The sequence below is a fragment of the Pseudomonas sp. 24 E 13 genome (genome assembly GCF_900004715.1).
GTDB lineage: Bacteria > Pseudomonadota > Gammaproteobacteria > Pseudomonadales > Pseudomonadaceae > Aquipseudomonas > Aquipseudomonas orientalis_A.
On sequence record NZ_CVTO01000160.1, the window covers coordinates 47,920 to 67,031 of the forward strand.

General features: G+C 61.2%; 17 protein-coding genes and 1 pseudogene. 13 read left to right on the plus strand and 5 right to left on the minus strand.

What is annotated here, in order from left to right; translation table 11 throughout:
* Window positions 1-128 precede the first annotated feature (128 nt).
* A complete protein-coding gene (locus BFP90_RS26290) occupies window positions 129-1,754 on the minus strand; it encodes a methyl-accepting chemotaxis protein (RefSeq protein ID WP_065893151.1) in 1,626 nt (541 codons plus the stop codon).
* Window positions 1,755-1,986: 232 nt separating this feature from the next.
* Here BFP90_RS26290 and BFP90_RS26295 point away from each other — a divergent pair, with 232 nt between their 5' ends.
* The 3 genes from BFP90_RS26295 to BFP90_RS26305 are packed head-to-tail and all read left to right on the plus strand — an operon-like array spanning window position 1,987 to window position 4,448.
* Complete coding sequence (locus BFP90_RS26295) at window positions 1,987-3,417, plus strand: nucleobase:cation symporter-2 family protein (protein ID WP_065898394.1); 1,431 nt, start codon at window positions 1,987-1,989, stop codon at window positions 3,415-3,417.
* A gap of 12 nt (window positions 3,418-3,429) precedes the next feature.
* Window positions 3,430-3,891: an LEA type 2 family protein gene (locus BFP90_RS26300; protein WP_065898395.1), complete on the plus strand. Its 462-nt coding sequence runs from the start codon at window positions 3,430-3,432 to the stop codon at window positions 3,889-3,891.
* A 5-nt stretch (window positions 3,892-3,896) separates the two neighbouring features.
* Window positions 3,897-4,448: a GNAT family N-acetyltransferase gene (locus BFP90_RS26305; protein ID WP_065898397.1), complete on the plus strand. Its 552-nt coding sequence runs from the start codon at window positions 3,897-3,899 to the stop codon at window positions 4,446-4,448.
* Between the two features lie 216 nt (window positions 4,449-4,664).
* Here the strand turns inward: BFP90_RS26305 and BFP90_RS26310 are convergent, their stop codons facing one another.
* The gene (locus BFP90_RS26310) at window positions 4,665-5,591 is read right to left on the minus strand and encodes a carbon-nitrogen hydrolase family protein (RefSeq protein WP_065898398.1); all 927 of its coding nucleotides are present in this window, start codon (window positions 5,589-5,591) and stop codon (window positions 4,665-4,667) included.
* A 92-nt stretch (window positions 5,592-5,683) separates the two neighbouring features.
* Between BFP90_RS26310 and BFP90_RS26315 the strand changes: the two genes are divergently transcribed.
* Complete coding sequence (locus BFP90_RS26315; RefSeq protein ID WP_065898407.1) at window positions 5,684-6,583, plus strand: LysR family transcriptional regulator; 900 nt, start codon at window positions 5,684-5,686, stop codon at window positions 6,581-6,583.
* On the opposite strand, the gene BFP90_RS26320 is transcribed toward BFP90_RS26315, so the two are convergent.
* Window positions 6,576-6,830 (minus strand): hypothetical protein, encoded by a 255-nt coding sequence (locus tag BFP90_RS26320; RefSeq protein ID WP_003190904.1) that lies wholly within the window; start codon window positions 6,828-6,830, stop codon window positions 6,576-6,578. The genes BFP90_RS26315 and BFP90_RS26320 overlap by 8 nt on opposite strands.
* Window positions 6,831-6,992: 162 nt before the next feature.
* On the opposite strand from BFP90_RS26320, the gene BFP90_RS26325 reads away from it, so the two are divergent.
* On the plus strand, window positions 6,993-7,313 hold the full coding sequence (locus tag BFP90_RS26325) for a DUF883 family protein (protein ID WP_065887380.1): 321 nt from the start codon (window positions 6,993-6,995) through the stop codon (window positions 7,311-7,313).
* Window positions 7,314-7,440: 127 nt separating this feature from the next.
* Here BFP90_RS26325 and BFP90_RS26330 read toward each other — a convergent pair whose 3' ends face one another.
* Window positions 7,441-8,472, minus strand: a complete 1,032-nt coding sequence (locus tag BFP90_RS26330) for an Ldh family oxidoreductase (RefSeq protein WP_065898400.1) — start codon at window positions 8,470-8,472, stop codon at window positions 7,441-7,443.
* 181 nt (window positions 8,473-8,653) lie between these two features.
* Between BFP90_RS26330 and BFP90_RS26335 the strand changes: the two genes are divergently transcribed.
* Complete coding sequence (locus BFP90_RS26335; RefSeq protein WP_065898402.1) at window positions 8,654-13,792, plus strand: dermonecrotic toxin domain-containing protein; 5,139 nt, start codon at window positions 8,654-8,656, stop codon at window positions 13,790-13,792.
* Between the two features lie 20 nt (window positions 13,793-13,812).
* On the opposite strand, the gene BFP90_RS26340 is transcribed toward BFP90_RS26335, so the two are convergent.
* Window positions 13,813-14,082 (minus strand): PepSY domain-containing protein, encoded by a 270-nt coding sequence (locus BFP90_RS26340; RefSeq protein WP_065887383.1) that lies wholly within the window; start codon window positions 14,080-14,082, stop codon window positions 13,813-13,815.
* A 149-nt stretch (window positions 14,083-14,231) separates the two neighbouring features.
* Between BFP90_RS26340 and BFP90_RS26345 the strand changes: the two genes are divergently transcribed.
* The 7 genes and pseudogenes from BFP90_RS26345 to BFP90_RS27880 form a co-directional block, all read left to right on the plus strand.
* Window positions 14,232-15,227, plus strand: coding sequence for a FecR family protein (locus BFP90_RS26345; protein ID WP_065893145.1), 996 nt, complete (start codon window positions 14,232-14,234; stop codon window positions 15,225-15,227).
* Between the two features lie 300 nt (window positions 15,228-15,527).
* Window positions 15,528-15,983, plus strand: a complete 456-nt coding sequence (locus BFP90_RS26350) for a hypothetical protein (RefSeq protein WP_065887385.1) — start codon at window positions 15,528-15,530, stop codon at window positions 15,981-15,983.
* The gene (locus tag BFP90_RS26355; protein WP_065893143.1) at window positions 15,983-16,534 is read left to right on the plus strand and encodes an adhesin; all 552 of its coding nucleotides are present in this window, start codon (window positions 15,983-15,985) and stop codon (window positions 16,532-16,534) included. The genes BFP90_RS26350 and BFP90_RS26355 overlap by 1 nt, the downstream gene beginning before the upstream one ends.
* 69 nt (window positions 16,535-16,603) lie before the next feature.
* The gene (locus BFP90_RS26360) at window positions 16,604-17,341 is read left to right on the plus strand and encodes a hypothetical protein (RefSeq protein ID WP_065887387.1); all 738 of its coding nucleotides are present in this window, start codon (window positions 16,604-16,606) and stop codon (window positions 17,339-17,341) included.
* A 61-nt stretch (window positions 17,342-17,402) separates the two neighbouring features.
* Window positions 17,403-18,083, plus strand: a complete 681-nt coding sequence (locus tag BFP90_RS26365) for a C39 family peptidase (protein WP_065893142.1) — start codon at window positions 17,403-17,405, stop codon at window positions 18,081-18,083.
* Between the two features lie 37 nt (window positions 18,084-18,120).
* Window positions 18,121-18,864, plus strand: coding sequence for a hypothetical protein (locus BFP90_RS26370; RefSeq protein WP_065893141.1), 744 nt, complete (start codon window positions 18,121-18,123; stop codon window positions 18,862-18,864).
* A 49-nt stretch (window positions 18,865-18,913) separates the two neighbouring features.
* A pseudogene (locus BFP90_RS27880) lies at window positions 18,914-19,112 on the plus strand (hypothetical protein); the annotation flags it as partial.

Consider the following 19,112-nt stretch of genomic DNA (forward strand, 5'->3'; position numbering starts at 1 on the left):
CGGCCAGCGTGGTTTAACGGGGCGCCTAAGATCAAGATCAAGAGCGGCTCGCTTCGCATCGTGGTTACGGTTGGCGCTACTGAGTTGTGTAGACAGCCCCCTCCCCCATTTGAACCGTATTTCAGATTTTAGATAACGAACCGGGCCACCATCGCGTTCAGATCCACCGCCAAGCGTGACAGCTCATGGCTGGCCGCACTCGTTTGATTGGCGCCCGCCGCCGATTGTGTCGCCAGGTCGCGGATATTCACCAGGTTGCGATCCACCTCGCGCGACACCTGGGCCTGCTCTTCGGACGCGCTGGCGATCACCAGGTTGCGTTCGTTGATCAGGCTGATCGACTGGGTGATCTGCTCCAGTGCAACACCGGCGGCACGGGCCATTTCCAGGGTACTTTGGGTGCGCTGGTTGCTCTGCTGCATCGATTGCACGGCTTCACCGGTGCCGTTCTGGATGCCGGCGACCATTTTTTCGATTTCCTGGGTCGACTGGGCCGTGCGATGAGCCAGTGCGCGCACCTCGTCGGCCACCACCGCAAAGCCACGCCCGGCTTCACCGGCGCGTGCCGCTTCGATCGCGGCGTTGAGCGCCAGCAGGTTGGTCTGCTCGGCAATCGCGCGGATCACGTCGAGGACCTTGCCGATGTCCCGCCCTTGCGCCGCCAGCCCTTCGATCATGGCCGCCGTGTTTTGCACGTCCTGGGTCATGGTCTGGATCGCGCCGACCGTCTCGACGACCCGGTCGCGGCCTTCCCGTGCGGCCTGGTTGGATTGGCCGGAGGCTTCGGAGGTGGACACCGCGTTGCGCGCCACCTCTTCCACCGCCGCAGTCATCTCATTGACCGCCGTGGCCGCCTGGTCGATTTCATTGTTCTGTTGCTGCAAGCCTTTGGAGGCTTCCTCGGTGACAGCGCTCAGTTCTTCGGCAGCCGACGCCAACTGCGTGGCCGAGCCTGCAATGTGCTGGATGGTCTGGCGCAGGTTGGCCTGCATGGTCGACAAGGCACTGATCAGCCGCGCCGGTTCGTCCTTGCCATCGTCTTCGATAGCCGTCGTCAGGTTGCCGCCGGCGATACTTTCAGCCGCTTGCACGGCCTTGCGCAACGGCGCGACGATGCTGCGGGTCAGCAGCCAGGCCAGCAACACCGTGAGCAACGCAGCGGCCACCGACACCAGGATGACGCCGGTAATGGCCACTTCGTAGCTGTGTTCTGCCTGGGTATCGGCGGCCTTGGCACCGGCGGCGTTGAGCGCGATCAGTTTGTTCAACTGCTCGCCCATCTGGTCGGTGCCGTCTTTGATACGGCTGTTGATCAGCGCGCGCATTTCATCGACCTTGTCTTGTTTGGACAAGGCAATCATGTCGGCTTGCGCCTTGAAATAGTTGTCCAGGGTGGTCGCAAATGCCTTGTACAACACCGTCTCCTCGGCACCTGCCGGCAGCGAGGCGTAATGGGTCTGCGCCGCCTTGACCTTGTCGACCAGCACGCCGATGCGGGTTTCGGCTTCCTGCAGGGCGACCGGCTCACGGTTGACCAGCACGCGAAAGGACAGGATGCGCATGCGCAACACGTTTTCCGTCATTTGCCCCAGGTACGTCACGCTGGGCAACTGATTGGTGCTCATGTCCAACGAAGCCTGGCGCATCAGGGTCATGCGGTCGACTGCAAATACCCCCAGGATGACCACCAGAACGGCGATGAAGGCAAACCCGAGAAAGGCGCGAGGGGCGATATTCAGATGACGGAGGGACATAGGGCTGCTCTCAGAAAGGGTGTTTGCGCGCACCCCTGCCGCGAAACGATCGGTCAGCGACAATGCGCTGCCAGACTTTGGCCACCGTTGTTGTTATTGATAGGTGGACCTATAAGAACTATCGGCACGCCCGAGGGTTTTATGCAGGGGTTTCATAAATATTTTTTTACACTTCAGGCAATCCACCGTTTCTGGCATCCTGCGCCTCCATTTTCCGACCCGAGCCCTCATTTTGTCTGACGCTCAAGCCCCTCGCCCGCGCTATAAATCCGACCTGATCTACGGCCTGGAAGACCGTCCGCACTTCACTGCGGCGGTGTTTGCCGCCCTGCAGCATGTGCTGGCGAGCTTCGTCGGCATCATCACCCCGACCCTGATCGTCGGTGGCGTGTTGGGCCTGGAAAGTGAAGTGCCGTATCTGGTGAGCATGGCGCTGTTCGTCTCGGGGCTCGGCACCTTCGTGCAGGCACGCACGTTCGGCCCCATCGGCTCGGGCCTGTTGTGCCTGCAGGGCACCAGCTTTTCCTTTATCAGCGTGATTTTGAGCGCCGGGTTCATGGTCAAGGCTCGCGGCGGCGGTACCGATGAGATTCTTTCGACGATCTTTGGCATCTGCTTTTTCGCAGCCTTTATCGAAGTGGTGCTCAGCCAGTTCATCGGCAAGTTGCGCAAGCTGATTACCCCGGTGGTCACCGGCACCATTATCACCTTGATGGGGTTGTCGTTGATCAAGGTCGCGGTGACCGACATGGCCGGCGGTTTCGGCGCCAGCGACCTGGGCGCGGCGAGCAATATGGGCCTGGCGGCGCTGGTGCTGCTGACCATCGTGGTGCTCAACCGCTTCGACAACCCGTTCCTGCGCCTGGGCTCGATCGTGATCGGCCTGACCCTGGGTTTTGTCGTGGCCTGGTGGCTGGGCCGCGTCGACATGGCCGCCCTGCCCCAGGTGCCTTTGATCAGCGTGCCGGTGCCGTTCAAGTACGGCTTCTCGTTCGACTGGGTGGCGTTCATCCCGGTGGCGGTGATCTTCCTGATTTCGCCCCTGGAAGCCGCCGGTGACCTGACCGCCAACTCGATGATTTCCCAGCAGCCGGTCAAAGGCCCGCGGTATATCAAGCGCATCAAGTCCGGCCTGCTCGCCGACGGCCTCAACTCGGCGATGGCGGCCACCTTCAATAGCCTGCCGATGGTGACCTTCGCCCAGAACAACGGCGTGATCCAACTGACCGGCGTGGCCAGCCGCTACGTGGCCTACTTCATCGCCGGCCTGCTGGTGCTGCTGGGGCTGTTCCCGATGATCGGCGCGGTGCTGCAACTGATGCCCAAACCGGTGCTGGGCGGCGCGACCCTGATCATGTTCGGCACCGTGGCCGTGGCCGGCATCAAGATCCTCGCCGAAGCCGGGTTGCACCGACGCAACGTACTGATCGTGGCGATTTCCCTGGGGATGGGCCTGGGCGTTGCGGCCGTGCCCGAAGTGCTGCGCGACTTGCCCAAGGCGCTGCATAACATCTTCGAGTCGCCGATCACCGTGGGGGCGATCTGTGCCATCCTGCTGAACATTTTCCTGCCCGAAGCGTTCATAGAGCTGGAAGAAGATGAATTCGATCCGGAGTCCTCGACCCTCAAGGTCATGCAGGACCCGGACGTTACGAAACAGTAGGAGCACGTTCAGATGCGCAAGCTCATGGTGGTATCGTTGTTGTTGCTGACCTTGAGCGCCTGCGCGCTGTTGCCCCAGCGCGATCCGGTCAACATCAACGTGGTCGGCATCGAACCGCTGCAAAGCCAGGATTTGGAAGTGCGCTTCGCCGTCAAGCTGCGAGTGCAGAACCCCAATGAAGCGGCGATCAACTACAACGGCGTGGCGCTGGACCTGGAAGTCAATGGCCGGCCGCTGGCGTCCGGGGTGAGTGATCAGGCGGGCAGCATCCCGCGTTTCTCCGAGACGGTGCTGATGGTGCCAGTGAGTGTTTCGGCGTTTTCGGTGTTGCGCCAGACCCTGGGCCTGAGCCAGACCCAGAGCCTGAATAACCTGCCGTATGTACTGCGCGGCAAGCTGGCGGGTGGGTTGTTTGGGACCATGCGCTTTGTCGAGCGCGGCACCCTGGATTTGCCCAACACCGCAACCTGGTGACCCTTATGCAACCGACGCTGTTGACCGAACGCCTGATCCTGCGCCCGCTGGTACTGGACGATGCCGAGGCGATCCAGCAACAATTTGCCCATTGGGAAGTGGTGCGCTATCTCAATGCCATGGTGCCCTGGCCCTACCCGGCCGATGGCGCGCGCCGCTATCTTGAGGAACTTGCCCTGCCCGCCATGGCTCGCGGTGAGCAGTGGCACTGGTCGATTTGTCTTAGAAGCGCGCCTGAACAGTTGATCGGCAACATCAATCTGACGGACGAGCAGGATGACAATCGCGGCTTCTGGCTGGGCCCGCAGTGGCAGGGGCAAGGGTTTATGTCCGAGGCCAGTGCCGCCGTGACCGACTATTGGTTCAGCGTACTTGAGCGCCCCGTGCTGCGCGCGCCCAAGGCGGCGCCAAACCTGGGGTCACGGCGAATTTCCGAGCGTACGGGCATGCGCCTGGTCAGGACAGATGAGGGTAAATTCGTCGCCGGCACGCTCCCACGAGAGATCTGGGAGATCACTCGCCAAGAGTGGCTGAAATCCCAATCCCCCAAACCCTGAAGATCACATGTGGGAGGGGGCTTGCCCCCGATTACGGTCAGTCAAGCGTACGCCGCCCTCTGTAGGAGCGAGCTTGCTCGCGAAAAACGTCAACGATAACGTGTGCCTCCTGAATGAACGCGGTGCCTGTGAGTTTTTCGCGAGCAAGCTCGCTCCTACAAAAAGCCTTAACTGACTGGCATTAAGCCAAGCCCCCTCCCACACGTTTAACCGCGTTTAGTCAGTGATAGAGCGCACACCCGGCCTGGCGCGCTCGTCCACCGTCAACTCAAAAATATCCGGCCTGGCGTAGTGCCCCACCACGTCATAGTCATAGCGTGCCCGCACCAACTCATCGGTATCGATCCGCGCCGTCAACAGCCCCGCTTCACCCACCAGCGGCCCGGCAAGGATGTCGCCCATCGGCCCGACGATCACGCTGCCACCGGCAATCAACGGACGATCCGCCGGCCAGTTGGCAACCTCCACGCCCAACGCCTCGGGCGAGGCCTGCACCTGGCAGGCGCTTACCACAAAGCAGCGCCCTTCATGGGCCACGTGGCGCATGCTCACCTGCCACATCTCGCGTTCATCCACGGTGGGCGCGCACCACACCTGTACACCCTTGGCGTACATCGCGGTGCGCAACAGCGGCATCATGTTTTCCCAGCACACCGCTCCGCCAATGCGCCCTACCGCAGTGTCGACTACCGGTAAGGTGGAGCCATCGCCCTTGCCCCAGATCAGTCGTTCGGTGCCGGTAGGCATCAGCTTGCGGTGCTTGGCAACCAGGCCGCCCGACGGCTCGAAATACAACACGGTGCAATACAAGGTGCTGCCACTGCGCTCGATCACGCCGAGCACCAGGCTGGCACCGGTGCGCGCCGATAACCCGGCCAGCGCCTCGGTCTCGACACCCGGCACATCGATGGCATTGGCAAAATACCGCGCAAAGGCTTCACGGCCCTCGGGCAGGCGGTAACCCAGTTGCGTGCCAAACCCTTCGCCCTTGGGATAGCCGCCGAGCAAGGCCTCGGGCATTACCACCAGTTGCGCGCCGCTGCGCTGAATCTGCTCTTCATAGCTCAGTATCTGTTTGAGGGTTTCGGCCTTGCCGCCCGGCAGCGAGCCAATTTGTAAAGCAGCCACGGTAGAAACAGGCATCACAGTCACTCCAAGTCGGTGGGGGTTGCCCATTCTCCGGCCAGGCTTGATCATGAATAAAGCCCACCTCAGTGCTAAATGATATGAGCCAGATAAATATCGCAGACGTCGACTTGAACCTGCTCAAGACCTTTGAAGCCCTGCATGACGAGTCCAGCGCCAGCCGCGCAGCGTTGCGCCTGGGGGTCACCCAGTCGGCCATCAGCGCCGGCCTGCGGCGTTTGCGCGAGTTGTACGGCGATCAGTTATTTGTGCGCACAGGACGTGGACTGGCACCCACGACACGCGCCAATCAGTTGAAACCGGTGATCAGCGAAGCACTGGACCGCTGCCGGCAAAGCCTGGCGATGATCAACCCGCAGAGCCCGACCTATCAGGGCCGCTCCGTGGTGCTGGGGCTGTCGGACGACTTCGAGATTGCCTACGGCCGTCGACTGATGGACAGCGTCGCACAGCGCCTGCCGAAACTGCGGGTCATTTTCCGCCAGACCCACAGCCAGATTGTCGCCGACGCCCTGCTCGACCGCAGCCTGGACCTGGCCATCACCGCCGGCGGTTTTGCCGAGCGGCGCCTGAGTCGGCAAGTGCTCGGCGAAGGTGACTATCGCTGCCTGGTGGATCCGGACAGCCTGGCGCCCGGCCAGCAACAGATCGACCTGACGGAGTTCGTCGCGCGTGAGCATGTGCTGGTGTCGTCGGGCGGCTTTATCGGCATTACCGATGAGGGTTTGGCGGCGCACAGCTTGCGCCGCCAGGTGTGTGCGTCCACCAGCCACTTTGCCGCGCTGGCGTTTCTGCTCAAGGGCAGCATGGCGGTGGCGACGATCCCCGGGCATGCCGCCGAGGCCATCGCCCGCCTGACCGGCTTGCGCGTATTGCCCTGCCCGCTGGCGCTGCCGCGCTACCCGGTGGAACTGGGCTGGCGCACCCAGGCCCAGCTTGACCCTATGCTGTTGAAGGTGCGTGAGGCGATCGAGGCGAGCTTTATTTAGCCGCTGCCATCAGCTTGTTGACTTCACTGCGCACCATGTTGGAAAACTCCGGCGGCGACATGCCGTCAAGTTCGGCACGCACCCATTCGGCCCATTTGCCCTTGCGCTTGGCGCGCTCACCGAACAACCGCGCGGCTTCGCCCTTGGCCTTGCCCAGGTTGGTTTGCCACAGGTCGTAGAGACGGGACTTTTCATCTTCCAGCTCGGCGCGTTCGGCGAGGGTCTTGTTGGCGAGATTGAAGCTCATGTTGAATTACCTGCTGCACAAATAGGGAACATCTTACACTGAAGGTCCAAAGGACCCGATTTGGATTTTGCCGCAAATGGGCGGCCGGCAAAATAACTGCAACTTTTGCCGGCGCCCGATACTCCATTGTTCACTGTCACATTCACTTGCAAGGAGTCACACATGGCCCGCAAAACCGCCGCCCAATCCGTCGAAGATCAAATCAAGGACCAAGCCTTCAGCGAACTGACTGCGCTGATCGAAGAATCCGACAAACTGCTCAAAAGCAGCGCGTCCCTGGTGGGTGAGGAAGGTGAAACCCTGCGTGAGCAGGTTGCCATCAAACTCAAGCAAGCCCTGGACTCCGTGTCCAATGTGCGTGAGCGCAGCAAGCCGGTCGTGGATGCCACAGAGACTTACATCGGTGGCCACCCATGGCAGACCGTGGCCATTTCCGCAGGCTTTGGCCTGGTGGTTGGCCTGCTGCTCGGTCGCCGTAACTGACCGGTACGGGTTGCGCTGATTCAAAGCTGGAACGCGGTATAAATGTGGGAGGGGGCTTGCCCCCTCCCACATTGAGTTTCATTGTTCGCTGAATCCTATATATCTGCCGGCACCCTCGCCCCCGTGTTCAATCCCCCGCCCATTCCTGAAGCTGGTTCAGCTCCTGCACTGGCAGTGCTATACCTGTTTCCAGCGATTTTGCCCGTGCGCGATGGCGCCGATCCCCCGGTAACCGCCGCAACCCCACCGCATGCATCTGCCGCACCAGTTCATGGCTGCGCTCGGCAAAGCTTTGCCCGGCGGTCTTGCTCGGATCGATCACGATCAGTAACTGTCCGGTCCAGGGCGTACGCGCGCCCGGATGGTCGGCCCAGTTGAATTCAAAAGAAAAATGGCCGCCTGTCAGCGCTGCCGCCAGCAACTCGACCATCATCGACAACGCCGAACCCTTGTGCCCGCCAAATGGCAACAGCGCGCCGCCCTCGAGAATCGCTTTCGGGTCCTGGGTCGGCTGGCCCAGGCTGTCCACGCCCATGCCCGGCGGCAGACGTTCACCGTTGCGCGCGGCAATTTGCACATCACCGTGGGCGATGGCACTGGTGGCCAGGTCGAACACAATCGGCGCGCCGCCTGCCTGGGGCGCCGCGAACGCGATGGGGTTGGTGCCGAAGAGCGGCCGGTCGGCCCCGTGGGGTACCACGCACGTCATGCTGTTGACCATGCTGAGCGCCACCAGCCCTTCTTCGGCGAACGGTTCGACATCCGGCCATAACGCGGCAAAGTGATGGGAATTATGGATCGCCAGCAACGCAATGCCGGCGCTGCGGGCCTTGCTCACCAGCAGCGCACGCGCGGCCGCCAGGGCCGGCTGGGCAAACCCATTGTCGGCATCGACCCGTACGAAGCCTGACGCCACATCGCTGACCGTGGGCACGGCAGCGCCGTTGACCCAGCCGCTGGCCAGGGTCGACAGGTACCCCGGGATGCGAAAGATACCGTGGCTGTGGGCGCCATCACGTTCGGCGCTGGCGCAGTTGTGTGCAAGGATCGCCGCCACTTCCGGCGAGGTGCCGTGCCTGACGAAGATGCGCTGGAGCAATCCCACCAATTCAGTGAAGCTGATAAAGGCTGTGACAACGGTCGCAGACTGCGCAGGCATTTGAAGCTCCGTTTTTATGATTGGAAGGGGCAACGAATGGACATCCAGACCGTCGATTAAACACCACCCACGACGCTTGCTGTCAACTGACGGCGAGACTCAGGCTTGACTCAATAGTTACCCCCCGCCCGCCACGGCTGCCCGCCTACCCTGTGTGACCCTATTCACGCTGGAGACAGGCATGACCCGCGTCACCCCGCCGTATTTTTTTGACGAATTCCTGCTGCCCGTCAATCGCTCGACCCTGAGCGAACGCGAACGCGCCCTGGGGCTCACCGTCAAGGACCTGGAATGGCTGCACGGCATGTATTACGCCAGTGACGCCAGCCGCCAGGATACGCGCCTGCAACGCCACCCCATGCGCGTCGAAAAGCTGTTGATCAACCGGGTGGGCGACGCGGCGATCGTGCTCGCCGGCGCGTTTGCGATGAGCCCGAGCCCGGACGGGGCCAAGGCCCTGCTGTACACGCCCTACGGCGGTATCCAGGTGTTTGACAGCCACGCCGCGCTGCTCACAGAGCTCAGCCAGGCGCTTGCCGATTCGCTGCAGCGCGTGGCGTTGCTCAGCTTCCTGTCGATCGCGCAGCGCAACAGCCTGTCGGCAGACAGCGTCTTTACACTCACCACCTCGCCGGTGCCGGGAGCGGTCATGGACGACCAGGAGCAAGCCCTGCAGGCCTGCCAACGGGCAAACGTGCAAGCGATGCTTGAGCACTTGCAGAAAACCCCGACCCTCTCGGACATGCTCGACACACTGCTCGGGATCATGGCGCACGCTGATTTCCCCGGCCTGGATCAACGCGAAACGCGGGTAAACAGCTTTATCCATAGCCCGACGGACACCGACCGCCGCTGGATTGACTCCCTGACGCTGCGTGAAGCGTTCCTGCAGTTTTATGTAAAACATGCCTGGCCTGCGGGGCAAACCCGCGAATTCATCAACCCCAAACATGTCACTGCCGACTTCACCCCGACCCGGCTGGAGCAAGACCACAAGCATTGGGAAACGCTCATCGAGCAGACCTCCGGCACGCTGTCCAAACTGCTCGAGAGCCTGCTGCAGACCTACTGGAACGAAGACATCGACAGCGGCACCTCACGCCTTGATCTGTTCGCGCAGGTAATGGCGGACAAGTTCCGCCTCGACGTGCTGCTCAAGCGCCAAGCCGGCATCCTCAGTGCCGACGAAAGCCACGTGCTCCAGGCCCTGTTCCTCAGCGACCAGGGCGCTCGCAGCGCCTACGCCGCCGACTTGAGCGTGGAGAAAGTGCGTATCCATGCGCCCTACCAGCACTACGTGGAACTGGCCAGCACCCTGATGCTGCATCAAAGCCACGCCTACCTCTACACCCAGTCCCGTGGTGTGCAGGTGCTCCAGGACCTGGATGACCTTAAAGACGCACTGCTGACGATGCTCACGGCGGCCGGACACGAAGACGAACTGCTCAATTTCCTGTCCCTGGACGAGCGCAACACCTTTATCGGCCTGGACTCGATCAACGTTGCCGCACGTCCCGTCTCCGGGCATGTGTTCAGCGACATGCTCGAAGACATCGTCGCCAAGCAGACCAGTAATATGAACCATGCCCTGGGCCTGTATCGCAGCAGCGCCGGCCAGGTGGACCTGGATGCCTTGCTCGATTACGCCCTGGACATCCGCACCATGCTCGACAGCCGCCTGGCCGACCTGGACACCCATGGGCGCTGGACGATACATCCCGTCAGCAGCGGCAATGGCCGTCCGTCCACCGTGCAGGCCGAGCGCGCCAAGCTGCACCAGCAGCGCCTGCGAGCTGCCGAGGAAGGCCTGAACAGCGAACGCCTGAACCACCCGACATTGCGCGGCATGGTCACCCTGGCCCTGAACACGGAACTGCAGACGCGCCAACTGGACCTCAAGGCCGATGACGTCTTTATCAATACCTACGCCTCCAGTGCCCAGCAGCGCGAAGAGCGCCTGCCCCTGTCGTCCCTGAACATGGTTGAACACTTCATCGAGCGCCTGGGCCAGGCGAGCAAGCCGCTTCCCGTGTCGTCCAGGACGGGCTTCTACGAAAGGCGCAACCAGGGGGTTGCGCTGAAGCTCAATAACCTCACCCTCAAAACCTTCAACGACACGATCGAACGGGTGTTGAAGGTTTTTGCCGGCCATGAGCTGCGTGACCTGCCGCGCCTGTTCCTGGACAACAACCGCGACAAGCACGCGCATTCGATGCTGCTGGGCTTGCGCAGCGAGGCTGAACTGCGGTTGCTGGGTAAAACCCTGACGGGCCAAAGCCATGCCATTCTCGATACGGTACTGCGCAGCGACAGCCTGGTGCGCCTGACCCGGCATGGGGTCAACGGGTTTCTGCCGGATGCCTATGCGCTGGCGTTGCACCAGGGCACGTCCGACGCGCTGCTGCCGCTGGCCAATCTGTTTGTACTGACCGAGCGCGGCGGCCTTGACCCGGCGCGTTCGGGCCAGGCGCTCCTATGGACGCCACGGCGTGGCCATGAAGTGTTTTCATCGGTCTCGGCCCTGCGCGACTCCATTGCCCAGCGCCTGGCGCATCCGGTCAAACGGCTGACGCTGCTGGAGAATCTGCGCTTGTCCCAGCGCGTGCCCCATCAGGTGTATCGCCTGGCGGCGCTGCAACGCATTGACGATAACCTGCTGGACAATCGCCTGAAGAGCTACGACGAGCAAGTCATCGACGCAGTCGATCATCTACTGGCCATGGACTTGCCGGCGCGCGCCGTACAGGACCGCCTGGATGCGCTCCTGCAAATCCCCGCGCCTACCAACCTGGCACGGGCCAGGGCGCTGGCCGACGCAATGATCACCCAGCAACTGCTGCCGGTGTGGCTGGCAATGGCGCCTGCCCAAGAGCAGATTTACCATGCCGAACTGCTTGAGCAGTACCGCAACAGCGCCCCGCAAGAGGAGGACTACCTCCATGGCCTCCCGACCCTTCGCGAGCACACTTTTTCCGCCCTGGAAAAGCTCCTGAAGGCACGCTTTCCCGAGCACACCATCAGCCCCGACGACGTGCTGATTCCCGTGCACCAGGCCCTGGATATCCATACCTGCAGCTTGACCGACTTCGCCTTGCGCCACTGGCCGGACCTGAACAAGCAGGCCATTGTGCCGCGTTCGCGCACCGCCACACCGCTGCCCGACACCCTGGATGCCAAGGCAGTGATCCAGATGGTGCGCCAGTTGGACGTGAAATCGGTCTACCAGCAGCTGTTGCAAACCGCGCTGGACACCCGCACAGAGGCTGCGCGCCAACGTCGGCGGCGGTTCTGCCGGCAATTGCCCTGGCAGGTGCTGCAATACGCCCACGAGCACCATCTGCAGGAACGCCTGTCGACCCAGGCCCTGGGCTGGGTGCAGCAGGCGTTCGATATGCCTGACGCCCTGGCGCGTGCGGCGCTGGAGGGCGCGTCGGTGCTGTTTCGGCCCGTGGAACTGGTGGCGACTGCAGGTGCCACGGCCGCCAAGGTACTGGGCATGTACCTGATCAGCGCGCCGGATAAAGAGGCCGGCGCCGTGGTGTTGTACGCGCCCTACAGTGAAAACCATGTGCTCAAGCACTACGACAATGAACAAGCGCTGCTCGATGAGTTGGAACGACCTGGAGCACTGCAGGACTGGGTCATCCTGCACCTGGAAGATCCGCACCAGGCCGTTTACCGCGACTTGCTGCTGAACAACCGGCATCGCCCCTCGGATATTCGCCTTGCCTCGTCTGCCATAACCGGCAATCTGCTGCAGTATCTGTTCAGTGAGAACACGCTGATCCTGCTGAACATGTTCGCCTGCCAATTCAAGGAAGGCGCCCAGACGCTATGGGATAAAGCGGTCGACCTGTTCGGCAAGGGCATTGCCATGGCGGTGCACTTCATGGCGGGCAAACTCGCCTATCCGCTGGTGGTGTGGCGCAGCTACACGCTGGTCAAGCGCTCAATGGAGGCGCTGCAAGTGCACCAGTGGCGCGCCGCGATGAAGGACTTCATCCTGGCCGTGGTGCAAATGGCCGCGCTGTACAGCGAGCTCGACGGCAGCGAAACCGCGCCGCCCGATAACGCTGACGTCGTCGACCTGCCCCAGAGCAACCTCCCCACGGCCACTGCCCCGGGCCTGCGGGACGTCACTGCCATTTCGCGCACACGGCTGCAGCGCTTCGAGGATCATGACGTCGCCCTGGAGAACCTGGAGCTGACTACCTCCACCCATGTTTACGAGGACCCGGCGAGCGCCAGGACGTATGTACCGCTGGCAGGCAAAGTGTATGCGGTGACGAAAACCAAGGAGCACTGGCGCCTCGGCAATAACGATCAGCAGGGCCCCTACGTGGGTCGCAATTCAAATGGCCAGTGGGTGTTGGACCTGAGTTTGCACAAACCCCGCTTCGGCCAGGCCTGGACGCGTCAGAAAACGCAACGGGCGCAGCGGCGCGAGATCAATATTGAAGCGCGAGGCATAAGGGCGATTGCCGCTGTCTCCAGTTGGAAAGCCCAGGCCATCGACGAAGCGTTGAACGTGGCGACTTACTATGCCGTCAACTGCAAGCGCAACATCCGCCATTTTGCACAGCTGATCACCCCTGATAGCCGAGTGGGTCTGTTTTTATGCGACCTGTTCGGCACCATCAACCTGGCACCGGACCAGGTAAGGAAAATCGAGACCCTCATCGACGGAATACTCGATGAATTGAGTGACCCGACCTTGATCGGCCCTGACTCAATGCGCCTGGTCAGCGGCGAAAGCCTGATGGACCCCACGAATGATTACGCGATGGTGCTCATCGATGACAGTGAACGCAAAGTGTTTTTGTTCGAACGTTTCTTCGATCCGAATCTGGCTGAATACGCCAACATCCTGAATGCCCCCTTCGATATATTCGCTCACGCCAGGGCTTCTACGCTGATTCATGAACTGACGCATTTACGGTTCAAGACCGAAGACATTGCCTACCTGCGGAGCATGGAACCGTTCCGCGACCTGATCGATACCGCAAAGCCTGGCGCTCAGGCAGTGAAAACCCGCCAGGATGACTTGCAAACGACCGCACTGTCCACGCTGACGCCGGCCCGAATGCTGTTCAAGACATGGGATGACATCTCCAATACCTGGGAAGATTACGGCGTTTTCACCACCACCCACTACCTCAAGCGCAAAGTCCTGGGGATTACTGGCGCAAAGACCCTGAATGAGGCACGTCAGGTGTTCATGAGCAATATCGACAAACGCATCGACGTCATTCTCACCAACGCCGATTCGGTCACATACCTGATTACGCATCTGGGGCGCATGCTGGATGTGGGGGCCTGAACAGGCCCCCAGAGGGCGGATCAGTCCTTCTGATCTCGCAGGACATTGCCCGACATGCCGTCGATGCGAGCCTCGTAGACGGTGCCGTCGGATTTGCGGCCCTTGACTTCCCAATAGCCGTTATCGTCGGCTTCGGCGGCATAAACTTCGGTATACCCAGCCTTGGTCTTGGCCACCTCAATGGCTTTTTCAATGGTGATCCAGCCCGCTCCCGGCTTGTCGGCCAGGGCAGCGCCGGCACTCAGCAAAGCGGTGGTGGCACACAGGGCAGCTAAGGTTTTCTTCAACATGTTTAGTACTCCATGGTTGACGACAGGTTAATTCCTGAATTTTTAGGCGCGCTCAAACAAGAATAAGTTCCAATTGATGTGCAATCGCCATGCTGCTGTTCTCGCCGTGTGCTTCAGAGAGTTAGAATGCGGGAAATCAGGATGAGTCAATGAGCGAACAGTCCCTTTCAGAAGCCGAGTACGACGCCATTACCGACGCCGCCGCGCATTGGTGCATGCGCCTGCATGCCGAGGATTGCTCGGCCGCTGAGCGCCAGGCGTTTGAACAATGGCACGACGCTCACCCGCTGCATGCGTTCGAATACGCGGCGATGCTGGAAGTCTGGGACGTGGCCGATCATCTGCCGCGCAACACACCGGCGCCGGTGGTGTTGCCGTTCAAACCGCGCAAGCGCTGGCGCACCTACGCGGTCGCCGCCGCCCTGTGCCTGGGTGCCTTGCCACTGGCCGCCTTGACCGGCTGGGAAGCCGGCTGGCTGCCCAGCGCCTATAAACACTACGAAGCAACCAATGGCTTGCGCAAGATCACCCTTGCTGATGGCAGCCAGGTGGAATTGAACCTGGGCACCGAACTGGTCTATAGCGATTACAAGGACCGGCGTCAGGCCAGCTTGAAAAAGGGCGAGGCGTTTTTCAAGGTCGCCCATGACAGCAATCACCCCTTTGTCGTGCAGGCTGGCGAGGGGCAGGTGCGCGTGACGGGCACCCAGTTCAATGTCTGGACGTATGCCGACCAGGTGCGGGTGATGTTGCTTGAAGGCTCGGTGCAGATCGCCAGCGACTCGGTGCATGGCAGCGTGCCGCTGACCCCGGGGATGCAGGCCAGTTACCAACGGGGCGACGCCACCCCGCGCGTGGCGGCGATCAAACCTGACGACACGGCCCTGGCATGGCGCACGGGCAAACTGGTGCTCGACAACCTGGCCCTGGCCGATGCGCTGCCGCTGATCAACCGCTACCTGGACAAACCCGTAATGCTGGCGGACGCAGGCACCGGGAGCATTCGCATTGGCGGTATTTATAACCTCAGTGAAGTCAATAACCTCATCCCCTCCCTGCCCAAGGTATTACCGGTCTACCTGACCCAGAATCAGGACGGCAACCCGGTACTCAACTCCATTCCGCGTAAAACCCCCAAAGGCTGAGCCTGCGCCTGCCGCGTGACCTGTCCATTTTTGAAACACCCAACTGTCTTGAATCGCCCGGCGGGGACGGATTCATCGTTTTGTCATGGACACTGTTTCATCACTGATACAGCTGGCACGAGCGACCGGGCCTACGACGCCGGGCGAGGACTGTTTCAGGGTTGAAACAGCACAACCGACGAAACCGTCGGTGAAAACCATAACCTGCTGAATCCAAAGTAAAAATAAAAACCGGCACGCCTTCTGCTCTGTCCCCTACAACGCTGTTTAGGGTCAGCGTGAATAATAAGGATTGCCACCGTGAACACATTCACTCATGCCTCGATAAACGCACTGCTGATCAGTTGCGTGCTCAGTGCCGGCGCCAGCCTGCCGAGCCAGGCGGGTGACGGCGTGATCGTGACGGGGCGCGCCGTACAAGGGCATATGTACGGGCGCACCTCGCTCCCGGACCCCTACCCCAACACGGCCAACGCCAACCCCAGCAAAGAAGTGATCAGTGCCATGTCCGGCGAACTCAGCGACCGTGACATCGGCGGCATCAGCAGCGGCTCGAGCCTTGCGCGCTCGGTGCAGCCCAACGGCAATCTGTCCGGCCTGGGCGCCACGCACACCGGCATGTCGACCCTGGGCAGCGGCGCTGCCGCCGGCCATGGCGCCGGCGCCGGCAACGCAATGGGTGGGCAGATCAGCGATTCGATCCAGCGCGGCATGGCCCCCTTGAACAATCTCGGCAGCATGATGGGGGGCAAGTGATGAGGCACTTCCTGTTGATAGTCGCCCTGCTGGGCAGCGCAACGGCCCTGGCTGACAACACCGCCGTGATCAATGGCAGCGGCAAACAGTACGAGGGTGTCTTGTCGATCAACCAGGCCGCCGGCAATCAACAGCAAATGTCCAACAGCCGCGCGATTGTCCTCGGTGGCCAGGCCACCACCGCCAATATCCAGAAGCTCGACGGCAACGTCGACCCGTCCCTGAACGCCAAGGCGGCGATCCTGGGCACCTCCTTTACCAACGGCAACGGCGTACTGGGCATCAATCAGTCGGCCGGAGCCAATAACCAATCGATCAATGCGGTGCGGATCAGCCTGAACCCTGGCCCGCAAAGCATCGATGACAGCGTCCTGTTGCAACAGAACACGACGACGCTGGCAAGCGACTCAGGGTCCACCTCCACCACTGGCAGCCGCCAGGTCGTCACCAGCGACCAGGCCTTCACAGGCAGCCGAGGAGTGATTCAGGTGAACCAGAGTGCCGGGGTGGGGAACCGAGTGGCTAACACCCTGGGCATCACTATCAAGTAAGCGCTTGATAGACCTTAGTTAGACCGTACCAACACTTAACCCAACTAATTAGAAGCAAGGAGAAACACCATGAAACCTCAAATGGCGCTCAAACCACTGGTTTTCGCTCTCGCCGCGCTCATGGCTGCCGCTGCTCAAGCGGGTGGTGGCTGGCACCCAGCCCCTCAACCTACTGGCACCGTCGCCTCCGTGGTCACCGATGTGCAAAAAAGCCAGGGCAACAAATTCGAGGACAGCAACACCGAAAACAACGCCTCGGCCGACAACTCGGTGACCGGCAACAGCGGTAACGTGGGCGTCAACGTACAGTCGGGCTCCGGCAACCAGGCGGATAACGCCGGTGCCATCTCCAGTGCCAAAGGCGACTTTGCCACCGTGTTCGCCGTGATCGATGTGGATCAAGCCAGCACCAATAACAACTTCGTCAACAAAGGCACGCAAAACAACGCGTCCCTGGACGGCTCCGTCAACGGCAACTCCGGCAACGTGGGTTACAACGGCCAGGCCGGTCAAGGCAACGAAGGTAAAAACAACCTGGCAATCACCACCGCTGACGGCAAGAACATCGCCGCCGCCTCCAACACCGAGCAGAACTCGCTCAACAACAGCTACCTCAATACCGCCGTCAGCAGCTACGGCTACGGCAAGCCTCAATACGTGTCCAACAACTCCAGCCTCGACAACTCGGTTAACCGCAACTCCGGCAACGTGGGTGTAAACCTGCAATCGGGCGCGGGCAACCAGGGCAGCAACAGCCTGTCGATCGGTCAAGGTTGCAGCGTCTGCTCCAGCGGCGTGCGTTTCTGATCCAACGGGGCCTTGGCAACAAGGCCCTTTCTTATTCCAGTGTCCAGCAGGTCAGTCGATCATGCGCTTCGCGACCCTCACCCTCCTGATGTTGCTCACCGGCCCCACTTGGGCAGGCACCATGGCGATCTCCGCCATGCCCGGCGGTGCGGTGATTTTCAAGAAGGTCGAGAGCATCCGTGAACGCCGGTTCGCCAACCTGGTGGAACAGAAAACCGATTTCAGCTGTGGTGCTGCGGCACTCGCTACCATCCTGCGCCAGGCCTATTGGCTGGACGTCGACGAAGACCACCTCATCAAGGGCATGCTGGTCAATGCCGACCAGGACCTGGTGCGTACCCAGGGTTTTTCCATGCTGGACATGAAGCGCTACCTCGAAAGCATCGGCATGCGCGCCCGGGGCTACAAGATCGCCCCGGACACCCTGGTCACCGTGAAAATCCCGGTGGTGGTGTTGCTGGAAATCCGTGGCTACAAGCACTTCGTGGTGATGCAACGGGCCGACAAGGACTGGGTGTATGTCGGCGACCCGGTGCTGGGGCACAAGCGCTATTCGCGGGATGACTTCGTCAAGGGCTGGAATGGCATCGTGTTCGCCGTATTGGGTGAAGGCTACGACAAGGCCAACATCCTGCTCGACCCGCCTGCCCCCCTGACCGCCAAGAACCAGCTGAACGAGTTCCGGCCCGTAGGCGACGCCGAACTGATGGATTTCGGTTTTATCCAGAGCGACTTCTTCTAGAAGCGCAATAAGGGGCAGGACGCTCCAGGAGCAAAAGATGAACACTTCCCGTTGGCTGACGGTTTTGTGTCTGGCAGCCTCGATGCCCGCTTATGCTTCATCGGGCTTCAAACCGATCGAACTTAAGGACGCGGAAATGGCCGAGCTGCGTGGCCGCTATGTGATGCCGGGGCGAATCATCAGCTTCGGCATTGTCATGAGCAGCACCTGGACCAATGCGGTCGGCGACAGCATTACCGGCAAGGCCAGCATGCAGTTGGACAAGACCACCATCACCCCACAGTTCTACGTGCAAACCACGGGTGCGGCGGGTTCCGGAACGCCCACTGCCGGCGGCGGTAACGTGATCGGCGGAGCCGGCCTGACCAGCGGCCAGGGCGTGACCCAAAGCGTGCGCGCCGCCGGTGATGGCAACACCGCCAACAACCATGTCGGCATCAACGTCACTCAGGACGGCTTTGCCCCTGCCAACGCCGTGCAGTCCGGTCAGGTACTCGTGGCCGGTGGCACCGTCACCGGCGACAGCAAGGCCGGTCAAGTCAGCGTGTCGGCCAACAATGGCGGCCTGCAAATGGCGATCCAGGCCAACCACAACCAGGGCAACAGCCTGCAGCAGATCGGCGGCGGGAATGTGCTGCAAGGCACGGTTTTGACCGGCAATAGCAACTTCGTCAACAACATGACCCAACTCAACGTGGTAATGAACAATAACGGTTTGAACAACGGCGCATTGAACTGCAATCTGGACCAGCTAAAAGGCCTACGCACGCTCGGTTATTGAACTACGCTGACCCTCGACACTTACGCATTGGAAAAGGACGGCTTCTTTCATGCATCGATCGTTATCGCTCCGCGCGGTGATCTGTTTAAGTACGCTCTTGCCCGCATCCGTGCTGTATGCCGCGCCGGATGCCGATATCGAAACCCTCAAGCGGGAACTCCTGGAACTCAAGCAACGCTACGACGTGCAGCAAAAGGCCTTGGCCGTGCTGGAACAACGTGTACGCCAGGTGGAAGATCAACCGGCCA